General features: G+C 71.4%; 16 protein-coding genes. 8 read left to right on the top strand and 8 right to left on the bottom strand.

Features of this window, described 5'->3' with window-relative positions; translation table 11 throughout:
• A partial coding sequence (locus E1300_RS37895) for a sensor histidine kinase (protein WP_131761950.1) occupies positions 1-1,353 on the top strand: 1,353 nt, incomplete at its 5' end.
• A gap of 60 nt (positions 1,354-1,413) precedes the next feature.
• The gene (locus E1300_RS37890; protein ID WP_131761949.1) at positions 1,414-2,088 is read left to right on the top strand and encodes a response regulator; all 675 of its coding nucleotides are present in this window, start codon (positions 1,414-1,416) and stop codon (positions 2,086-2,088) included.
• A gap of 3 nt (positions 2,089-2,091) precedes the next feature.
• Here the strand turns inward: E1300_RS37890 and E1300_RS37885 are convergent, their stop codons facing one another.
• Positions 2,092-2,436, bottom strand: coding sequence for a MerR family transcriptional regulator (locus E1300_RS37885; RefSeq protein ID WP_131761948.1), 345 nt, complete (start codon positions 2,434-2,436; stop codon positions 2,092-2,094).
• 200 nt (positions 2,437-2,636) lie between these two features.
• On the opposite strand from E1300_RS37885, the gene ahcY (E1300_RS37880) reads away from it, so the two are divergent.
• The 3 genes from ahcY (E1300_RS37880) (at position 2,637) to E1300_RS37870 (ending at position 6,376) form a co-directional block, all read left to right on the top strand.
• Positions 2,637-4,067 carry an adenosylhomocysteinase gene (gene ahcY / locus E1300_RS37880; protein WP_131761947.1) on the top strand — a complete coding sequence of 477 codons (1,431 nt, stop codon included), beginning with the start codon at positions 2,637-2,639 and terminating at the stop codon, positions 4,065-4,067.
• A 471-nt stretch (positions 4,068-4,538) separates the two neighbouring features.
• A complete protein-coding gene (ahcY, locus tag E1300_RS37875) occupies positions 4,539-5,795 on the top strand; it encodes an adenosylhomocysteinase (RefSeq protein ID WP_131761946.1) in 1,257 nt (418 codons plus the stop codon).
• A 2-nt stretch (positions 5,796-5,797) separates the two neighbouring features.
• The gene (locus tag E1300_RS37870; protein ID WP_131761945.1) at positions 5,798-6,376 is read left to right on the top strand and encodes a hypothetical protein; all 579 of its coding nucleotides are present in this window, start codon (positions 5,798-5,800) and stop codon (positions 6,374-6,376) included.
• A 17-nt stretch (positions 6,377-6,393) separates the two neighbouring features.
• Here E1300_RS37870 and E1300_RS37865 read toward each other — a convergent pair whose 3' ends face one another.
• Together E1300_RS37865 and E1300_RS37860 are read right to left on the bottom strand one after the other, a co-directional pair.
• Positions 6,394-6,714 carry a DUF397 domain-containing protein gene (locus E1300_RS37865; protein WP_131761944.1) on the bottom strand — a complete coding sequence of 107 codons (321 nt, stop codon included), beginning with the start codon at positions 6,712-6,714 and terminating at the stop codon, positions 6,394-6,396.
• Positions 6,702-7,517, bottom strand: coding sequence for a helix-turn-helix domain-containing protein (locus E1300_RS37860; protein WP_131761943.1), 816 nt, complete (start codon positions 7,515-7,517; stop codon positions 6,702-6,704). Before E1300_RS37860 ends, E1300_RS37865 begins: the two co-directional genes overlap by 13 nt.
• 120 nt (positions 7,518-7,637) lie before the next feature.
• On the opposite strand from E1300_RS37860, the gene E1300_RS37855 reads away from it, so the two are divergent.
• The gene (locus E1300_RS37855; RefSeq protein WP_131761942.1) at positions 7,638-8,069 is read left to right on the top strand and encodes an ATP-binding protein; all 432 of its coding nucleotides are present in this window, start codon (positions 7,638-7,640) and stop codon (positions 8,067-8,069) included.
• Between the two features lie 285 nt (positions 8,070-8,354).
• Positions 8,355-9,611, top strand: a complete 1,257-nt coding sequence (locus E1300_RS37850; RefSeq protein WP_242619647.1) for a M14 family metallopeptidase — start codon at positions 8,355-8,357, stop codon at positions 9,609-9,611.
• 57 nt (positions 9,612-9,668) lie between these two features.
• Here the strand turns inward: E1300_RS37850 and E1300_RS37845 are convergent, their stop codons facing one another.
• Together E1300_RS37845 and E1300_RS37840 are read right to left on the bottom strand one after the other, a co-directional pair.
• Complete coding sequence (locus E1300_RS37845; protein WP_131761940.1) at positions 9,669-11,084, bottom strand: cellulase family glycosylhydrolase; 1,416 nt, start codon at positions 11,082-11,084, stop codon at positions 9,669-9,671.
• Positions 11,085-11,193: 109 nt separating this feature from the next.
• Positions 11,194-12,429, bottom strand: a complete 1,236-nt coding sequence (locus E1300_RS37840; protein WP_131761939.1) for an RDD family protein — start codon at positions 12,427-12,429, stop codon at positions 11,194-11,196.
• An 84-nt stretch (positions 12,430-12,513) separates the two neighbouring features.
• On the opposite strand from E1300_RS37840, the gene E1300_RS37835 reads away from it, so the two are divergent.
• Positions 12,514-13,509, top strand: a complete 996-nt coding sequence (locus tag E1300_RS37835; RefSeq protein ID WP_131761938.1) for a stage II sporulation protein M — start codon at positions 12,514-12,516, stop codon at positions 13,507-13,509.
• Positions 13,510-13,524: 15 nt separating this feature from the next.
• On the opposite strand, the gene E1300_RS37830 is transcribed toward E1300_RS37835, so the two are convergent.
• The 3 genes from E1300_RS37830 to E1300_RS37820 form a co-directional block, all read right to left on the bottom strand.
• The gene (locus E1300_RS37830) at positions 13,525-14,817 is read right to left on the bottom strand and encodes a DUF58 domain-containing protein (RefSeq protein ID WP_131761937.1); all 1,293 of its coding nucleotides are present in this window, start codon (positions 14,815-14,817) and stop codon (positions 13,525-13,527) included.
• Entirely contained in the window at positions 14,817-15,842 is a 1,026-nt protein-coding gene (locus E1300_RS37825; RefSeq protein ID WP_242619646.1) for an AAA family ATPase, read from the bottom strand. Before E1300_RS37825 ends, E1300_RS37830 begins: the two co-directional genes overlap by 1 nt.
• A 74-nt stretch (positions 15,843-15,916) precedes the next feature.
• Positions 15,917-17,213: DUF4350 domain-containing protein (locus tag E1300_RS37820; RefSeq protein WP_131761936.1), on the bottom strand; the 1,297-nt coding region annotated here is incomplete at its 5' end.

Genomic DNA, 17,213 nt, shown 5'->3' with positions numbered 1-17,213 from the left:
GGACGGCGCGCCCCGCACCCCGGCGCGCCGGGCGTCCCCGCGGGCGCCACGGCGCCGCTGCCCCGGTGGATCGACACCTGGGGCGAGATCGCGAGGTCCTGGTGGTTCGCGCCGCTGACCGGCCTCGCGCTGACCATCGCGGCACTGGCGGAGCTGGCGCCGCGCGTCGAGACGCCGCTCAGCCTCGCGGGCGGCTTCGCGGTCGCCGCCACGCTGCCGCTGGTCTGGCGCCGCGAGTACCTGCGGCCCGTCGCGGCCGTGGCGCTCGGCGCGTTCGCGGCCAGCCTGCTCACCGGCCAGGTCCTGCTGGTCACCACCGCCTTCGCCGCCCTCTACACGCTGTACGCCCTCGGCCGGCAGCTGCCCCGGCAGTCCGCCGGCGTCCTCGCCGCCGGAAGCGCCGCGACCGTCGCCGTGGTGTACCTCGCCACCTCGACCCTCGACGACGTCCCCTGGCCCGCCACGATCGTCGCCGTCCTCGCCGCGATCGGGCTCGGCGACGCCCGCCGCACCGTCGAGACGGCCGGGCGGACGGAGGCCGAGGCGGAGGAGCGCACCAACGAGACCCTCACCCGGCTCATCGCCGTCCAGCGCGAGCAGGCCGTGATGCGCGAGCGGGCCAGCATCGCCCGCGAGCTGCACGACGTCGTCGCGCACTCCGTCTCCATGATCGCGGTGCAGGCGGAGACCGCCCCCTACACGATGCGGGACCTGTCGCCCGAGGCCCGCGCCGGCTACACCGAGATCGCCAAGACCGCGCGGGAGGCGCTCGTCGAGATGCGGCGGCTGCTCAGCGTCCTGCGCGCCGACGCCAAGCACGAGCCCGCGTCCGCGAACGCCCCGCAGCCCCGCCTGGACCGGCTGCCCGAGCTCATCGAGCAGCACCGCGGCGCGGGCGGCTCCGTCGACCTCGCCGTGCACGGCGACCCGCGGACGCTGTCCACCACGGTCGAGCTGTCGGCGTACCGGATCGTCCAGGAGGCGCTGACGAACGCGCGGCGGCACGCGCCCGGCGCGGGCGTCCGCGTCGACCTGACGTTCCTGCCCGACCGGCTGGCGGTCCGGGTCCGCGACGACGGCCCGTCCGCGCCGACCATGGTCCTGAACCGGGACGACCCCGCGTCCCGTACCGCCGTACTGGACGAGGACCCAGCCGGCCGCACCCGCCTGGAGGCCGCGCCCGCGGCCGATTCCGGCGGCGGGCACGGTCTCGTCGGGATGCGGGAACGTGCGACCATGCTGGGCGGGCGGTTCTCCGCGGGCCCGGCGACCGAAGGCGGGTTCCTGGTGGAGGCCGAGCTGCCGCTGCACAGGGAGGAGTCGGTCGATGGGGGCAGGCGGACGGGCGGGTAGGGACGGGCGCGTCCTCCCCGCGGACCCGGAGGCGGGACGCGCCGTGCCCGGGCGGCGGCGATGATCAAAGTGCTGATCGTCGACGACCAGACGATCGTGCGGGCCGGGTTCGCCGCGCTGCTCGACGCCCAGGAGGACATCACCGTCATCGGCGAGGCCGGCGACGGCCGCGAGGCGGTGCGGCTCGCCGAGCGGGGCCGTCCCGACGTCGTCGTCATGGACATCCGGATGCCCGGCATGGACGGCATCGAGGCCACCCGGCGCATCCTCGCCCTCCCCGGCGGCGAGAGCGCCCGCGTCCTCGTCCTGACGACCTTCGACGTGGACGAGTACGTCTACGACGCGCTCGCCGTCGGCGCGAGCGGCTTCCTGCTGAAGGACGCCACCGCCGACGAGCTCGTCTCCGCCGTCCGCGTCGTCGCCCGCGGCGACTCCCTGCTCGCGCCCCAGGTCACCGGACGCCTCATCCGCGAGTTCACCAAGCAGCGGCGGAGCAGGCCCCAGGCCCCCTCGGAGCTGGCCACGCTCACGGCCCGCGAGAGCGAGGTCCTCGTCCTGATCGCCGGCGGCCTGTCCAACGGCGAGATCGCCCAGCGCCTCGTCGTCAGCGAGCACACCGTCAAGACCCACGTCGCCCGCGTCTTCACCAAGCTCGGCCTCCGCGACCGCGCCCAGGCCGTCATGCTCGCCTACGAGTCCGGCGTGGTCGTCCCGGGCGAGAGCGCGTCTAGCTGAGGCTCAGCGCCGGCGGAGGAGCCGCAGCGCCTTCTCCTTCTCGAAGTCGAGGGCCCGGGTGGGCGGCGCGGAAAGCCGTCCGATCCGCTCGCCCAGCTCCCGCACATGCGCCTGCACCTGCGGCTCCGCGAGGACCCGCAACCCGAACGCCAGCTCCGCCGGACCGATGTCGTAGCGCTTCTCCAGCGCCAAGGCCAGCGCGACGGCGCGCAACTCGGCCTCGCCGAAGCGCCGGTGACCGCCCGCCGCCACCGCGTCCCGGGTGGCGGGCAGCAGCCCGAGCGTCTCCCGGTAGCGGAGCATGCGGGGCGAGGTGCCGAGCCGCCGGGCGGCCTCCGTGATGCGCATGGGCCAATTCTGACAAATCTGTGTCAGAAAGTCGTCCCCGACCGTGCCTCCCGGTGCCGTCCGCCCGTAGACTCGCGGACGGACCCCGCCCCACCACCCACCGGTACGACCGCGAAGAGCCAGGTCGACGAGGACACGAGGCGGGCGTCGGACCCTCGGGGCCCACGCGCCGAACAAGCGGACCAAGGAGCAACGTAAGCATGGACTACAAGGTCGCCGACCTCTCGCTGGCCGACTTCGGGCGCCGGGAGATCCGGCTCGCCGAGCATGAGATGCCCGGACTGATGGCGATTCGCGAGGAGTACTCCGCCGCCAAGCCGCTCCGCGGCGCCAAGATCATGGGCTCGCTGCACATGACGATCCAGACCGCCGTGCTGATCGAGACGCTCGTCGAGCTCGGCGCCGACGTCCGCTGGGTGTCCTGCAACATCTTCTCCACCCAGGACCACGCCGCCGCCGCGATCGTCGTCGGCAAGGACGGCACCGCCGACGACCCGAAGGGCGTCCCCGTCTTCGCCTGGAAGGGCGAGACCCTCGAAGAGTACTGGTGGTGCACCGACCAGGCCCTCCAGTGGCCCGACGGCACCGGCCCCAACATGATCCTGGACGACGGCGGCGACGCCACCCTCCTCGTCCACAAGGGCGCCGAGTACGAGAAGGCCGGCGCCGTCCCCACCGCCACCGACGACGACCCGGAGGAGTGGGGGATCATCCTCGACACCCTCCGCCGCACCATCGCCGAGAAGCCCGGCCGCTGGACGGAGACCGCCGCCGCCATCAAGGGCGTCACCGAGGAGACCACCACCGGCGTCCACCGCCTCTACGAGATGGCGAAGGCCGGCACCCTCGCCTTCCCGGCGATCAACGTCAACGACTCGGTCACCAAGTCGAAGTTCGACAACAAGTACGGCTGCCGCCACTCCGTCATCGACGGCCTCAACCGCGCCACCGACGTCCTCATCGGCGGCAAGGTCGCCGTCGTCTGCGGCTACGGCGACGTCGGCAAGGGCTGCGCCGAGGCCCTCAAGGGCCAGGGCGCCCGCGTCATCGTCACCGAGATCGACCCCATCTGCGCCCTCCAGGCCGCGATGGACGGCTTCCAGGTCACCACCCTCGACGACGTCGTCGACACCGCCGACATCTTCGTCACCACCACCGGCAACTTCAACATCATCACGGCCGACCACATGGCCCGGATGAAGCACCAGGCGATCGTGTCCAACATCGGGCACTTCGACAACGAGATCGACATGGCCGGCCTCGCCAAGACCCCCGGCATCGAGAAGATCGAGATCAAGCCGCAGGTGCACGAGTGGCGCTTCCCCGACGGCCACTCCATCATCGTCCTCGCCGAGGGCCGGCTGATGAACCTGGGCTGCGCCACCGGCCACCCCTCGTTCGTCATGTCCAACTCCTTCACCAACCAGGTCATCGCCCAGATCGAGCTCTTCACCAAGACCGAGGAGTACCCGATCGGCGTCTACGTCCTGCCGAAGCACCTCGACGAGAAGGTCGCCCGCCTCCACCTCGACGCCCTCGGCGTCAAGCTCACCGAACTCACCAAGGAGCAGGCCGCCTACATCGGCGTCCACGTCGAAGGCCCCTACAAGCCCGACCACTACCGTTATTAATTGCTTTGTCCTTGGCGGTCGGCGCTGGCGCGCCTCCCTTCAACGGACAAAGCGGCGATCGCTGTGTTCATTGCAACGCCCTTGGCGTCGGGCCTGGGGCCCTCCTTCAACGGGCGTTGCGGCGATCGCTGGCATCGCTCCGACTCGCCTAGCGGCTCGCTGCGCGATCAGTTTCTTGCTTCGCTCGAAACTGGCTTCGCACGCGATCGCAACGCCCGGCCCGCCGCCACCTAAGCCTCAAACCCGCGCCAGCTAGGGCCCGTCCCACGCAAACGGCTAGACCCACAGCCAGCGGTGGCTGAGAACACGAACCCGCAGGTCCCCGAGCCCGCACCTGCGTGTCGGCGGGCTCGGGGCGGCGGGGTGTGGGTGATGTGGGGTCTGCGTGGGACGCTGAGGTAGGCAAGGGCTGTTGGATGGTGCCGCCGGACGGGATCTCCCGTCCGGCGGCTTGCCATAGAGGGGGCGAAGTTGAGCGACATCACGGACGTCTCCTTGGCCTACGAGGGGGCCAAGCGGATCGAGTGGGCGGATCGCAGCATGCCCGTGTTGCGGCAGATCAGGGAGCGTTTCGCCATGGAGCGGCCGCTCGACGGGCTGCGCATCGCGGCGTGCATGCACGTGACCACCGAGACGGCCGGGCTGATCCGCACGCTCCAGGCGGGCGGTGCCAGCGTGGCGCTCGCCGCGTCGAATCCGCTGTCCACGCAGGACGACACCGCCGCCGCGCTCGTCCAGGAGTACGGGGCGGAGGTCTTCGCGCGCGCGGGCACCGACCGCGAGGGGTACTACGCGCACATCCACCAGGCCCTGGAGACCGCGCCCGACATCGTCCTGGACGACGGGTGCGATCTCGTCAACACGCTGCACATCGACCGGACCGACCTGATCGGCACGGTCAAGGCGGGGTGCGAGCAGACGACGACGGGCGTCATCCGGCTGCACCAGATGGTGCTGGAGGGCGCCCTCCGGTTCCCCGTCGTCGCGGTGAACGACACCGACACGAAGCACATGTTCGACAACCGGTACGGGACGGGACAGTCGACGCTCGACGGGATCGTCCGCGCGACGAACACGCTGCTCGCCGGGAAGACGATCGTGATCGCGGGCTTCGGGTACTGCGGGCGCGGCCTCGCGGAACGGGCCCGGGGACTCGGAGCGCGGGTCGTGATCACCGAGATCGACCCGGTGAAGGCGCTGGACGCGGCGCTCCAGGGCTTCAGCGTCCAGCCGATGGCGCGAGCGGCGGAGATCGGCGACGTCTTCATCACCGTGACCGGAAACCGGGACGTGGTGAACGCCGACCACTTGGCCGTGATGAAGGACGGCGCGATCCTCGCCAACTCCGGGCACTTCGACGTGGAGATCGACGTCCGCGCCCTGGACGAGCTGGCGGTCGAGGTACACCGAGGCGTGCGCCCCCAGGCCGACGAGTATGTGCTCGCGGACGGCCGCCGTCTCGTCCTGCTCGCGGAGGGACGGCTGGTCAACCTCGCCGCCGCCGAGGGGCACCCCGCCGCCGTCATGGACATGTCGTTCGCCGACCAGGCCCTCACCTGCGCCTGGCTCGCGACCGCCCACGAGACGCTCAGCCCAGCCGTCCACGACGTTCCTAAGGAGATCGACACGGAGGTCGCGCGGCTGAAGCTCGCGTCCATGTCGATCGACATCGACCGGCTCACCGCCGAGCAGGAGGAGTACCTGCACTCCTGGCGCTTGGGCTCCTGACCATGCCCACCGGTGTCTACGTCCATCTCGACGACGGTCTCCAGGAGCGTTTCCAGTGCGCGCCGGGGCCGGGCGGGTGGCGGTACGTCGGACAGCGATCCGACGGCGTCCGCCTAGACCTTGTGGTGGACGCGCGCTGGCGCCAGATCCGCGTCGAACTCGTGACCCCGCAGTGGTGGATCCGCGGCGGTCTGACCGGTCCCGAACTCGCCTGGGTGCGCGCGGCCGGGGAGACCGGCGAGGAGCATCATGAGCGTGCGGTCGGTTTCCTCGGTGACTCACCCGCCTTTCTCGTCGCGATCGCCCGCTCCCTTGCCCTGGACGAGGGCGAGCAGGCCGACGTACGGCTCGTCCGGCTGACCGGCCCGTCCCTAGCAGCCCTTACTGCTACGTGGCGCTGGCGCCTCGCCTCCACCTCACTTCACGAGACGGACACCGAGCCGCTGCCGGTTTCCAGCTACGAGGTCACTGACCTGTCCACTGGCGAGGTGAGCATGGTCCACCTTGCCGGCGACGTCGTCCTGGACGCCCCCAACATCGAACTCACCGAGTTGGAGTCACCCCCCAACCTCCTCACCTGAGCCAGCGTTGGACCGCGTCACCCCCCGTCGCCCCGGATGTTCTGAGTGAGGCCCCTGAAGCCCTCTGGGGTGAGCAGCAGAACACCCCCGTCCGGATCTTTGCTATCGCGGATGGCGATGATGTCGCTGATTTCAGCGACTTCAACACATTCTCCTCCGTTGGACGTGCTTTGAGGGGCCTTGTGCCACGCCGCCTGAGCGAGCTCAACGCAGTCGCCTCCGTTTGAGGTGCTTCGTGATGCCTTGCGCCATACGACATGGGCCAGTTCGACGCACGCTCCACCGTTGGATGTGCTGCAAGATGCCTTGCGCCATGCAGCGTTGGTCAGGTCGACCATGTTCGTTCCACCGTCCTGAGGATGAGGTCCCTTGATTGGCTTACTGGCAGTGCCAGGGAGCGGAGGCTCTTCATGGTGCGAGACAGAGTCGCAAGATCTTCTGGCTCGCTCATTGTGAGGCCGCGCGCGGCGGACTCGACGTACGCGATCTGTGTTCGATCTTCCATCGTGGCGATGTTGAATGAACCGCTGTTGCCGTCGTGATCGGCTCGGCCAGGAACGATCTGGATCGTGGCGAGCTCCGGCGGTACTGCGGCCAAGTGCTGGAGTTGCTCGCGCATCACCTCGGGGTCGCGCGCTTCGCGGTGCAGGGCTCCCTCGTCGAGCAGGAGAGAGAAGACAGGTGGTGACGGCTTCTCCCTCGTGAAGATGTCCTGACGCTTGATCCGCGCTTCCACGGCGGCCTGGTCGTTGCGGAGCAGGGCGGCTGCGTACGCGGGAGTCTGGAACAGCCCGTGGACGACTCCGAGGCTGAACGCCTCGATCTCGGCGGCGTCGGCTTCGATGAGGTGCCAGTCGAACCAGATCGGGAAGGGGGCGTCCTTGACGAGGTCGTCGTAGAGATCGAGTAGTTCGCCGTTGGCGCCCATCGCCTCGTCCATGGTCGCGGCGAACTCTCTGGTGCAGCGGGTGCGGCCGTTCTCCACTGCGCCGATATATTGCGGTGTTACGCCGATGCCGTCATTGGCTCGGCTTGCGACGTTCTCCTGGCTCCATCCTCGCGCTTCGCGGAATTTGCGAAACCGTCGCCCGAACGCGTGGAGTGTGGGGGAGACCGTCGCGCGCTTCCTCTGGGGCGCCATGGCTTCATCCTCTCTCAAGTGCGACCCAACTGGCTACCAACCGAACGCGGAACAGGTGGGTCGACTTCTCGTCCGTGACCTCTGCTTTGTCACCCACCGTAGCTCCCTTGTGGCTCACTGGTGCCGGAAATCGTGAAGGCGGTGAGAGGTATTTTCATGATCAATATTGATGCGGCTGTCGAGGCGGGATTTCTTGCTATGGCGTCTTCCGCGCGCGCGCCGGAGATTGCGCGTTTGTTCGTCGCAGAGGTGTTCTGCAAGAGGAACCTGGGATCGGACTACGTTGCGCGGGTCGTTGCCACGGAACTGGTCACGAATGTCTTCAAGCACACGGATACGGAGGTGGTCGTGGTGCGGGTGCTGTGTGAGGACGGGTGTCCTGTGGTCGAGGTCCACGATGAGGATGACGAGGTCCCGGTGGTGGAGTGCGTGGGTGGGGAGGCGGAGTCGGGCCGGGGGTTGCTGATGATGTCGATGCTCGTCGAGGCGTGGGGCGTACAGGTTCGTCCGGGAGGCGGGAAGGTCGTCTGGGCGCGGCTGGGGCGGGGCTGAAATTTCACATTGATTTTGATTCGCGCTGGACGGCGGGACGGGTTGCGCCGGGCCGTGCGGGCATGACCTGCGTGTTCATGGCTTCCGTCGAAGTGCGCCCTAGGGAGGCGGTGAGAAAGCGGGCTGGTGGGAGCCATTGCCAGGGGGCGGGTGAACGGTCATTGTGGCGGCACCGCGAGTGCTCGTGACCCTCCTGAGGAACCCCGCAGCGTGCCTACAGGTGCGCAGATCCGAATGGCAGGTTGTTCGCCCATGGCCATTTCCAGTAGAAGGCGTCCTCGGCGCTTGCTAGCGATTCTGTCGGCGTTCGTCCTGGCGGTGGCCGGGGTCTCGGTGACCGGGAGTGCCGGTGCGTCGGCTCCGGGGCCGGGGGAGACGTCGCAGCGGTATCTCGTCACGGGGCCGGCGACCGCGCAGCAGCGGAGTCTGATCGCGCGGACCGGTGCGGCGATCGACGCCGTTCGGGCCGGGGAGGTGGAGGTCACGGCGATCCCGTCCGAGGTGGCGGCGATCAGGCGGCTCGGGTTCCGGGTGAGCGCGCCGCTGCCCGCGCCGGCGCCGGTGCCGACCGCCCAGGCCGCGACGTCGTATCACACGTACGCCGAGATGCAGGCGGAGCTGAACAGCGTCGTCGCCGCCTATCCGCAGATCGCGCAGAAGTTCGTCGCGGGCAAGTCGTACCAGGGGCGCGACATCGTCGGCCTCAAGATCAGCGACAATGTGGCGACGGACGAGAACGAGCCCGAGGTGCTCTACATCGCCAACATCCACGCCCGCGAGCGGCTCACCGCCGAGCAGGCCCTGGACTACATCGGGCAGCTCACGCAGGGGTACGGCTCCAACAGCCGCATCACCGACCTGGTGAACTCGCGCGAGATCTACGTCATGCCGATGGTCAACCCCGATGGCCAGGTCTACGACATGACGAGTGACACCCAGGCTGGACGGAACTGGCGCAAGAACCGGCAGCCGAACTCCACGTCCACGGGGACGGACCTGAACCGGAACTTCGGTTACCGGTGGGGTTGCTGTGGCGGTTCGTCCGGTACCGGGTCGAGTGAGACGTACCGCGGGACCGCGGCGGAGTCGGCGCCCGAGACGAAGGTGATCGCGAACTTCGTGCGGAGCCGGGTCGTGGGCGGCAAGCAGCAGCTCAAGATCTTCCTGGACATCCACTCGGAGGCCGAGCTCGTGCTGTGGCCGTTCGGCTACACCTACAGCGACACCGTGGCCGGGGCGATGTCGAGCGACGAGGAGGCCACGCACCGGACGATCGGCCGCGAGCTGGCCGGGACGAACGGGTTCACGCCCGAGCAGTCCAGCGACCTCTACATCACGGACGGCACGACCGACGACTGGACGTGGGGGAACCAGCGCATCTTCTCGTTCACGTTCGAGCTGGGCGGGGGGAGCTTCTACCCGCCGCCGTCCGCGATCGACACGCAGGTGGCGCGGAGCCGTGAGGCGCTGCTCCGGCTGACCGCGTACGCCGACTGCCCGTACCGGGCCATCGGCAAGCAGAGCCAGTACTGCGCGGCCTGAGACCCCGCGGCGTGCCGCCTTCATCGACTCCCCCGAGGGCGGCACGCCGTGGTCAATTCAGTGGACGGTGATGGTGTGGGTGGGCTCGGCCGGGTTCGCCCAGACGGAGAGGACGTGGCGCGTGGCGTCCCACTGGGTGCGCCACGTTCCCGGCTTGTCGGTGAGGGTGACCTTGGGCGGGGTCGCCGAGGGGAACCAGAGTTCCGTGGGGGCGGATATTCCGGGACGGGTCTTCCAGCCGACGGTGAGTGTTCCCGAGGAGTAGGAGATCCTGGTCGGCGTTCCGGCCACGGCACGGGGGTAGGGGCGGGCGAGCGTTTTGGCGAAGAGGGTGGGGTTGCCCTTGCCGTCCACGACGCCGGACGAGCCTGGGTCGTTCGACCAGTACGCCCAGCCCATCGTGAGGTCGTCCGCCATCGTGAGCCAGTCGCCGGTGAAGTCGGCGGCGCCGGGGGCGTCCTGGCCCATGCCTCCCACTTCGCCGAGCCAGATCGGTGCGCCGAGCCGGCGGGCCGCCGCGGGCATGTTGCGCTTCCAGAGCGCGAACTGCGCCTGGACGAGGAGTTTCGCGGCTCCGTCGTACGATCCGCCGAGGTCCACGCCGCCGGGGTAGAAGTGCGGGGCGAAGACGATGCGGGGGCCGCCGGGACGGGGGTCGCGGACCGTCCCGAGTGAGGTCTCCGCGCCTTCGTTCGGGCCGAGGGCCTGGGGTTCGACGAAGACCCAGTTGTCGCGGTCGGCGGTGCGGACGGCGTTGACTACGCGCTGGTAGAACGGCGCCAGGACGGGGCCCTCGAAGAAGCCGAACTGCCGTGTTCCGCCGAACGGCTCGTTCATCAGGTCGTAGCCGAGGACGGCGCGGTCGTCGGCGAAGCGCTGTGCCACGTGGCGCCATGCGGCGGCGTAGTGCTCCATGAGTTCCGGGTGCTTGCCGGTGTTGTTCCAGAAGTTGTCGTAGGCGCGGAGGACGGCGGGCTGGAGGTACGTCAGCACCCACGGGTCTTGGGGCGTGCAGGGCAGGCCGTCGGTGTAGGTCGCCCAGGCGGGTGCTCCGTTGCCTGCGCCCTTGCACGCGTCCGGTCCGTAGATGTCCTGGTGCATGTCGAGGATGACGTGCATGCCCTGCTCGCCGTACCAGGCGACCCGCTTCGCCACCTCGTCCAGGTAGGCGTCGTCGTACACGCCCGGGCGGGGTTCGACGTTCTTCCACTGGATCAGGTACCGGACGGAGTTGGTGCCGATGTCGCGGGCCTCACGGACGACGTCGTCCCGGCTGATCCAGGGGAGGCCGGTGGGACCTTTCGCGCTGCTGGCGGTGTTCAGCCCATGCAGGATCAGGGTTCGTCCCTGGTCGTCTGTGATCGTGGGTAGGGCGGTCTCCGCGTGTGCAGGGGCGGCTTGGACGGTCGCCGTTCCCGCCAGGGCGGTCGCGGCCGCCAGGGTGATCCGGCCGAGGGTCGTACGGACGCGCATGCCGCCTCCCAAAACATGAATGTTCTTCGGATTTTAGGAGGCGAGCCGGAGCCGGGGAAGTTGCGGAAGTGCACAACAGCGGGCCTGATTTACGGCCGGTGTTGCTAGATCACGGGTTCCAGCGCTGCTCGGGCGGGGCCGCAGGGTCGGACGGATATGGCCCCGCCGGGTACGAGCCGGTGCTGTATGGAGCGGCCGCAGGGCCGGGCGCGGCGGCAGCCGGGTATTGGCCGGGAGCAGCGGCGGGCGGGTACTGGCCGGGTGCGGGGGCGGGCGGGTAAGGGCCGACCGGGTACGGGCCCGCGGGGCCTGCCGGGTACTGGCCGGTGCCGTAAGGGCCCTGGGATGGGCCTGCGGGGGACGGAGCGCCCGGCTGCGGGCCGTTGGGGAGCACACCCTGGTACGGCCCGGCTCCGTAGTCGGATGGCGGCAGGAAGCGCGGCTGGCCCGGTCCCGGGTCGCTGAAGGGCGGCGGCGCGGGCGGGCCCGGCTGGGCGCCCGGCGGCGGTGGGGGCCCGGCCATCGCCATCGCGGGCACGGGCGCCTGCTCGGCGGGCGGCCAGGCGGGCTGCCCGGCGCGGCGCATCCGGCGGGCGCGGCGCTGGGCCAGGCGCCATTCCTCGCGGTGGCGGCGCTCGGCGAGGATCGCCGACAGCAGGATCTCGGGGCGGACGCCCGGCGGCGGGGGAGGGCTGATGACGGCGACGACGTCGTCCGCGATGCGCTGGCCCAGGGAGTCGCGGACCTCGGGCAGCAGGTCCCAGAACCGCGTCAGGTACTGGCGCGCGGTCAGCGCCAGCTCGTCCGACAGCATGGACAGCTCCAGGGTCCCCGCCCACCCGGCGAGCTGCGGGGGCATCACGGCGACCGGGCCGAAGACGGACGCCGGGACGCGCTCCTGGATGACGATCGTCCCGGCGAACAGGTCGCCGAGCCGCTTGCCGCGCTTGCTGGACAGCGAGGCGACGAGGGCGGGCGCGCCGAGGAACGTCCAGAACTCGATGACGCCCGCGAGGGCCCGCACGAACGCCTGGCGGAACCGGATGGGCCCGCCGTCGTCGGCGACCACGCGGATCCCGACCGCCATCTTGCCGAGCGTGCGGCCGCGCGACAGCGTCTCGAAGGCGCACGGGTAGCCGACGATGACCGCGACCGTGGTCAGCAGGGTCAGGCCGGTCGCCCAGGCGTCGTCGGCGACGAGGGCCGTCATGCCGCCGATGTAGCTGGTGAGGCTCAGGAGCGTGAGCTGGAACAGCAGGTCGAGGAGCAGGGCGCAGCCGCGGCTGGCCAGGCGCGCGACCCGGATGTCGAGCGCGACGGCCTCGCCGGTCACGAGTTCGGCCATGTCCTGAATCCTCCCATGCCGCGGGTGCTGCCGCGGCGGCGTCCATTTTGCCGGTCGTGGGCGGGGACGCGTTAGTCTCGCCGGGTGGACGTCGACGCCTATGTGGCCGCGCACAACGCCGACTGGCAGCGCCTCGAACGGCTGATCAACCGCGGCCGGCGGCTGACCGGCCCGGAGGTCGACGAGCTCGTCGACCTGTACCAGCGGACGGCCACGCACCTGTCGGTGGTGCGGTCGAGCTCGCCCGACCCGCAGCTCGTCGGGCGGCTGTCCTCGCTGGTCGCGCGGGGGCGCGCCGCCGTGGCCGGGGCGCAGGCGCCGCTGTGGCGGGACGTGTCGCGCTTCGCCACCGTGACGTTCCCGGCGGCGGCCTACCGGATGCGGCGGTGGTGGCTCGGCAACGCGGTGCTCGGGAACCTGCTGTCGCTGGCGCTCGCGATCTGGATCGTCCACAGCCCCGAGGTGCAGGCGTCGGTCGCGGCGCCGGAGGAGATCCGCCGGCTGGTCGAGCACGACTTCGCGAACTACTACACCGAGCATTCGGCGGCGTCGTTCGCGTTCATGGTGTGGATCAACAACGCGTGGGTGTCGGCGGTCGCGCTGATCTTCGGTGTCCTGCTCGGCATCCCGACCGTCTACGTCCTGCTCCAGAACCAGCTGAACCTCGGCGTCGTCGCGGGGCTGATGTTCGCCGCGGGCAAGGGGTCGATCTTCTTCGGGCTGATCCTGCCGCACGGCATGCTGGAGCTCACCGCGGTGTACCTGGCCTGCGCGGGCGGCCTGAAGCTCGGCTGGACGGTCATCGACCCGGGGCGGCGGACCCGCGCCCAGGCCCTCGCCGAGGAGGGGCGCGCGGCCGTGAGCGTCGCGCTCGGCCTCGTCGCGGTGCTGCTGGTGTCCGGCCTCATCGAGGGGTTCGTGACGGGCTGGGTGCACATCACCTGGCTCCGCATCGGGATCGGCGTGGTCGCCGAGGTCGCCTTCCTCGCCTACGTGATCGTGCTGGGCCGCCGGGCGACCCGCCAGGGCGAGACCGGGGACGCCGACCTGCGTCCCGACCACGCCCCCACCGTCGGCTGAGGCCCCTCGGGCGTACTAGAGGCGGCCTGCGGCCTTGAGGGCCAGGTAGGCGTCGGCCAGGGCGGGGGCGATCTCGTCCGGCGGGGCGTCCACGACCTCGACGCCCTGGCTGCGCAGCTCGGCGGTGAGGCGGCGGCGCTCGGCGCGGGCCCGTTCGGCGGCGGCCGCGTCGTAGACGGACGCGAGGTCGCCGCGCGCGGCCGCCATCTCGCCGACCCGCGGGTCCGACACGGCGGCGATCATGACGAGGTGCTTGGCGGTGAGCCGCGGCAGCAGCGGCAGCAGGCCCTCCTCGATCGCCGCGGTGTTGAGGTCGGTGAGCAGGACGACCAGGCAGCGCTGCCGGACGCGCGCCATCAGCGCCGACACCATCCCCGCCGCGTCGCACTCCAGCAGCTCGGGCTCCAGCGGCGCCATCGCGTGCACCATCGCGGGCAGCAGGTCGGTGCGGGAGGCCCCTTCGACGCGGGTGCGGACGCGGCGGTCGTAGGCGAGCAGGTCGACCCGGTCGCCGGCGCGGGACGCGAGGGCGCCGAGCAGCAGCGCCGCGTCCATCGAGCAGTCGAGGCGGGGGATGTCGCCGACCCGCCCGGCGGACGTGCGGCCGGTGTCGAGCACCAGGTAGATGCGCCGGTCGCGCTCGGGCCGCCAGGTCCGGACGACGACGTCGCCGCGGCGCGCGGTGGCCCGCCAGTCGATCGAGCGGACGTCGTCGCCGTCGACGTACTCGCGCAGCGAGTCGAACTCGGTGCCCTGGCCGCGGATCAGCGCGACGTGCTGGCCGGTCAGCTCGCGCAGCCGGGCCAGCTTGGCGGGCAGGTGGCGGCGGGACGGGAACGCGGGCAGCGCCCGGACCGTCCACGGCGCGGGCCGGGAGAGCTGCCGCGCGGCGAGCCCGAGCGGCCCCACCGACCGGATGACGACGGTGACGGCCTTCCGGTCGCCGCGCCGGGTCGGCGTCAGCGTCATCTCGACGCGGCGGCGCTCGCCCGCGGGCACGTTCAGCTTGACCGTGCGGGGCGCGGCGCCCGCGCTCGGCGGCCACACGTCCCGGAGCCGGCCCCGGACGCGGCGTCCGCCGAGGTTCTCGACGAGCAGCGTCACCTGGGCGGTCTCGCCGAGGCGGACGTTGGTGTCGCCGAGGCGGTGCAGGCGCAGGGCCCGCACGTTCCCCGCGAGGGCGAGGTCGGCGACGACGCCGAGGAGCAGGACGCCCCACAGCGCGAGCAGCGTCCACCAGCTCGGCAGGAACAGCGGGACGAGCGCGCCGAGCAGCGCGAGCAGCCCCAGGCGTCCGGTCAGCGCCATCAGCGCGGGGCGGGGACGTGGGCGAGGATGCCCTCCAGCACGCCGTCGGCGGTCGCGCCCTCCAGCTCGGCCTCGGGACGGAGCTGGACCCGGTGCCGGAGCGTCGGCCGGGCGAGGGCCTTCACGTCGTCGGGCGTCACGTAGTCGCGTCCGGACAGCCAGGCCCACGCACGGGACGTGGCGAGCAGCGCGGTCGCGCCACGCGGGGACACGCCGAGCTGGAGCGAGGGGGACTGGCGCGTGGCGCGGCACAGGTCCACGACGTAGGCGGCGACCTTCGGGTCCAGGTGGACGGCCCGCACCGCGGCCTGCCCGGCCGCCAGCTCAGCGGCGCCCGCGACGGGACGTACCTCCGACAGGTCGCGCGGGTCGAACCCGGCGGCGTGCCGTTGCAACATGGAGATCTCCTCGTCCCGGGTGGGGACGGGCACGGTCAGCTTCACCAGGAACCGGTCGAGCTGGGCCTCGGGCAGGGGGTAGGTGCCCTCGTACTCGATGGGATTCTGCGTCGCGCACACCACGAAGGGGTCGGGCAGGGGGCGCGCGGTGCCTTCCACCGAAACCTGCCGTTCCTCCATGGCCTCTAGGAGGGACGCCTGGGTCTTCGGCGGAGTCCGGTTGATCTCGTCGGAGAGGAGGAGGTTGGTGAAGACCGGGCCCTCGCGGAACTCGAACTCCGCGGTGCGGTTGTCGTAGACCAGGGAACCGGTCACGTCACCGGGCATGAGGTCGGGAGTGAACTGGACACGCTTGAAGTCCAGATCGAGGGCCCGCGCCAGGGTCTTGATGAGCAGCGTCTTGGCCGTGCCCGGCACGCCCTCCAGCAGCACGTGGCCGCGGCACAGGAGGGCGATGACGAGACCCGTCACCACGGAGTCCTGGCCCACGACCGTCTTGGCGACCTCACCGCGCAGCGCCCTCAGCGCGGCCCGGGCCGTGTCGGACTGCTGCCGGATCTCCTCGGAGACGCGGGTGCCCGGCACGTCGTCGCTCGGCGCGGTGCCGGACCCCGGGGCGGCGCCCATGCCGGGGCCCGTACCCGGGCCCACACCGGATCCGATGCCAGGCCCGTCGTCCTTCCCTAGGTCAACAGGATGGTTCACGACTGGCGTACCTGCCTTTCCAGGTCGTCAAGGACGTCGGAGAGGGCGATGAGCCCGGCGTCGTCCACGAGTTCGGGAGCGTACTGCTCCTGGGGGGACTGCCCGTAGGGCTGCCCGTAAGGCGCCCCATAGGGCGCTCCTGGGGTCGTGCCATAAGGCGCCCCTTGGGATGGCCCGTAGGGAGTTTCCTGGGACGGTCCGTGGGATGCCCCAGGGAGGCGAGTCCCGTACAAGGCTCCGCCCACGATCGCCTCAGGCTGCCCGATGCGGGCGGCCACGGCGGTGACGATCTCCTGCGCGGACGCGGGATCCTGAGCGCTGGTCCGCGGCAGGCCGAGCAGGGGGACGATGCGCTCGCGGGCCCCGGCGCGCAGGGCGTCCGCGGCCTGGTCGCGGGCACGGCTCGCCCGGTACAGGCGGGCCCGTCCCTCGACCGTCTCGGCCGACCGGACGACGGCGGGCAGCCGCTCCGCCACGACCGGGCCGAGCCGGCGGCCCCGCCACAGCGCCACCAGCACGACCGTGACCAGCAGTTCGAGGAAGAACAGCCAGACCCCGAGCGGCACCATGTCGGGCAGGCTCCGGTCGCCGGTGTCGGCGCCGGGCGGAGGCATGTCCGGGCTCAGCCAGACCACCGCGGCGCGCGCGCCCGCGAGGTTCATGGCGAGCGCCGCGTTGCCCTCCTCGGCCAGATGCTCGTTCGTCATGAACCCGCCCGAGCCGACCACCGTGACCGTACGGCCCGCAGCCCGCACCTGGACGAGCCGGGCGAGGTTGTCCACCCGGTAGCAGCCGGTCGCGCCGCCGGACGCCTCGTAGAGCTCCGAGGAGCCGAAGGCGACCCGTCCCGCGAGCGTGGCGGCCGGGAGGGCACAGCCCGGGTCGGCGCTCCGCGCGAAGCTCGGGCCCGACTTGAGCACGCCCGGGGCGAGCGCCTCCAGCGTCTCCCGTTCGGGCTGGACGAGCAGGATGTCGCCCTGCGTCCCGCGCAGGCGGTCCAGGTCGGCGGGTGTGAGCCGCTCGGTGCGGGTCACCACCAGCACGCTGCCCGGCACGGACAGGTCGGCGGCCTGCCCCGCCCGCCGCGCGACGGTCACCGGCGTGCCGCGCTGCCGGAGGATCTCGGCGAGCGCCCGCGTGCCGTCCCGCTTGGCCGAGGTCGGGTCGAGCCGCTCCGTCGAAGCGGACGGGCGCAGCGCGGCGAGCACCACCGCGATCACCGCCATGGCGAGCAGCGCGGCCACGATGCCGCGGGCCGACCGCCACCGCCGCCCGGCCACCTGGCGCGCGGAC

Source organism: Actinomadura fibrosa (assembly GCF_900659615.1).
Lineage (GTDB): Bacteria > Actinomycetota > Actinomycetes > Streptosporangiales > Streptosporangiaceae > Spirillospora > Spirillospora fibrosa.
This window is presented reverse-complemented; position numbering and strand designations above follow the sequence as displayed.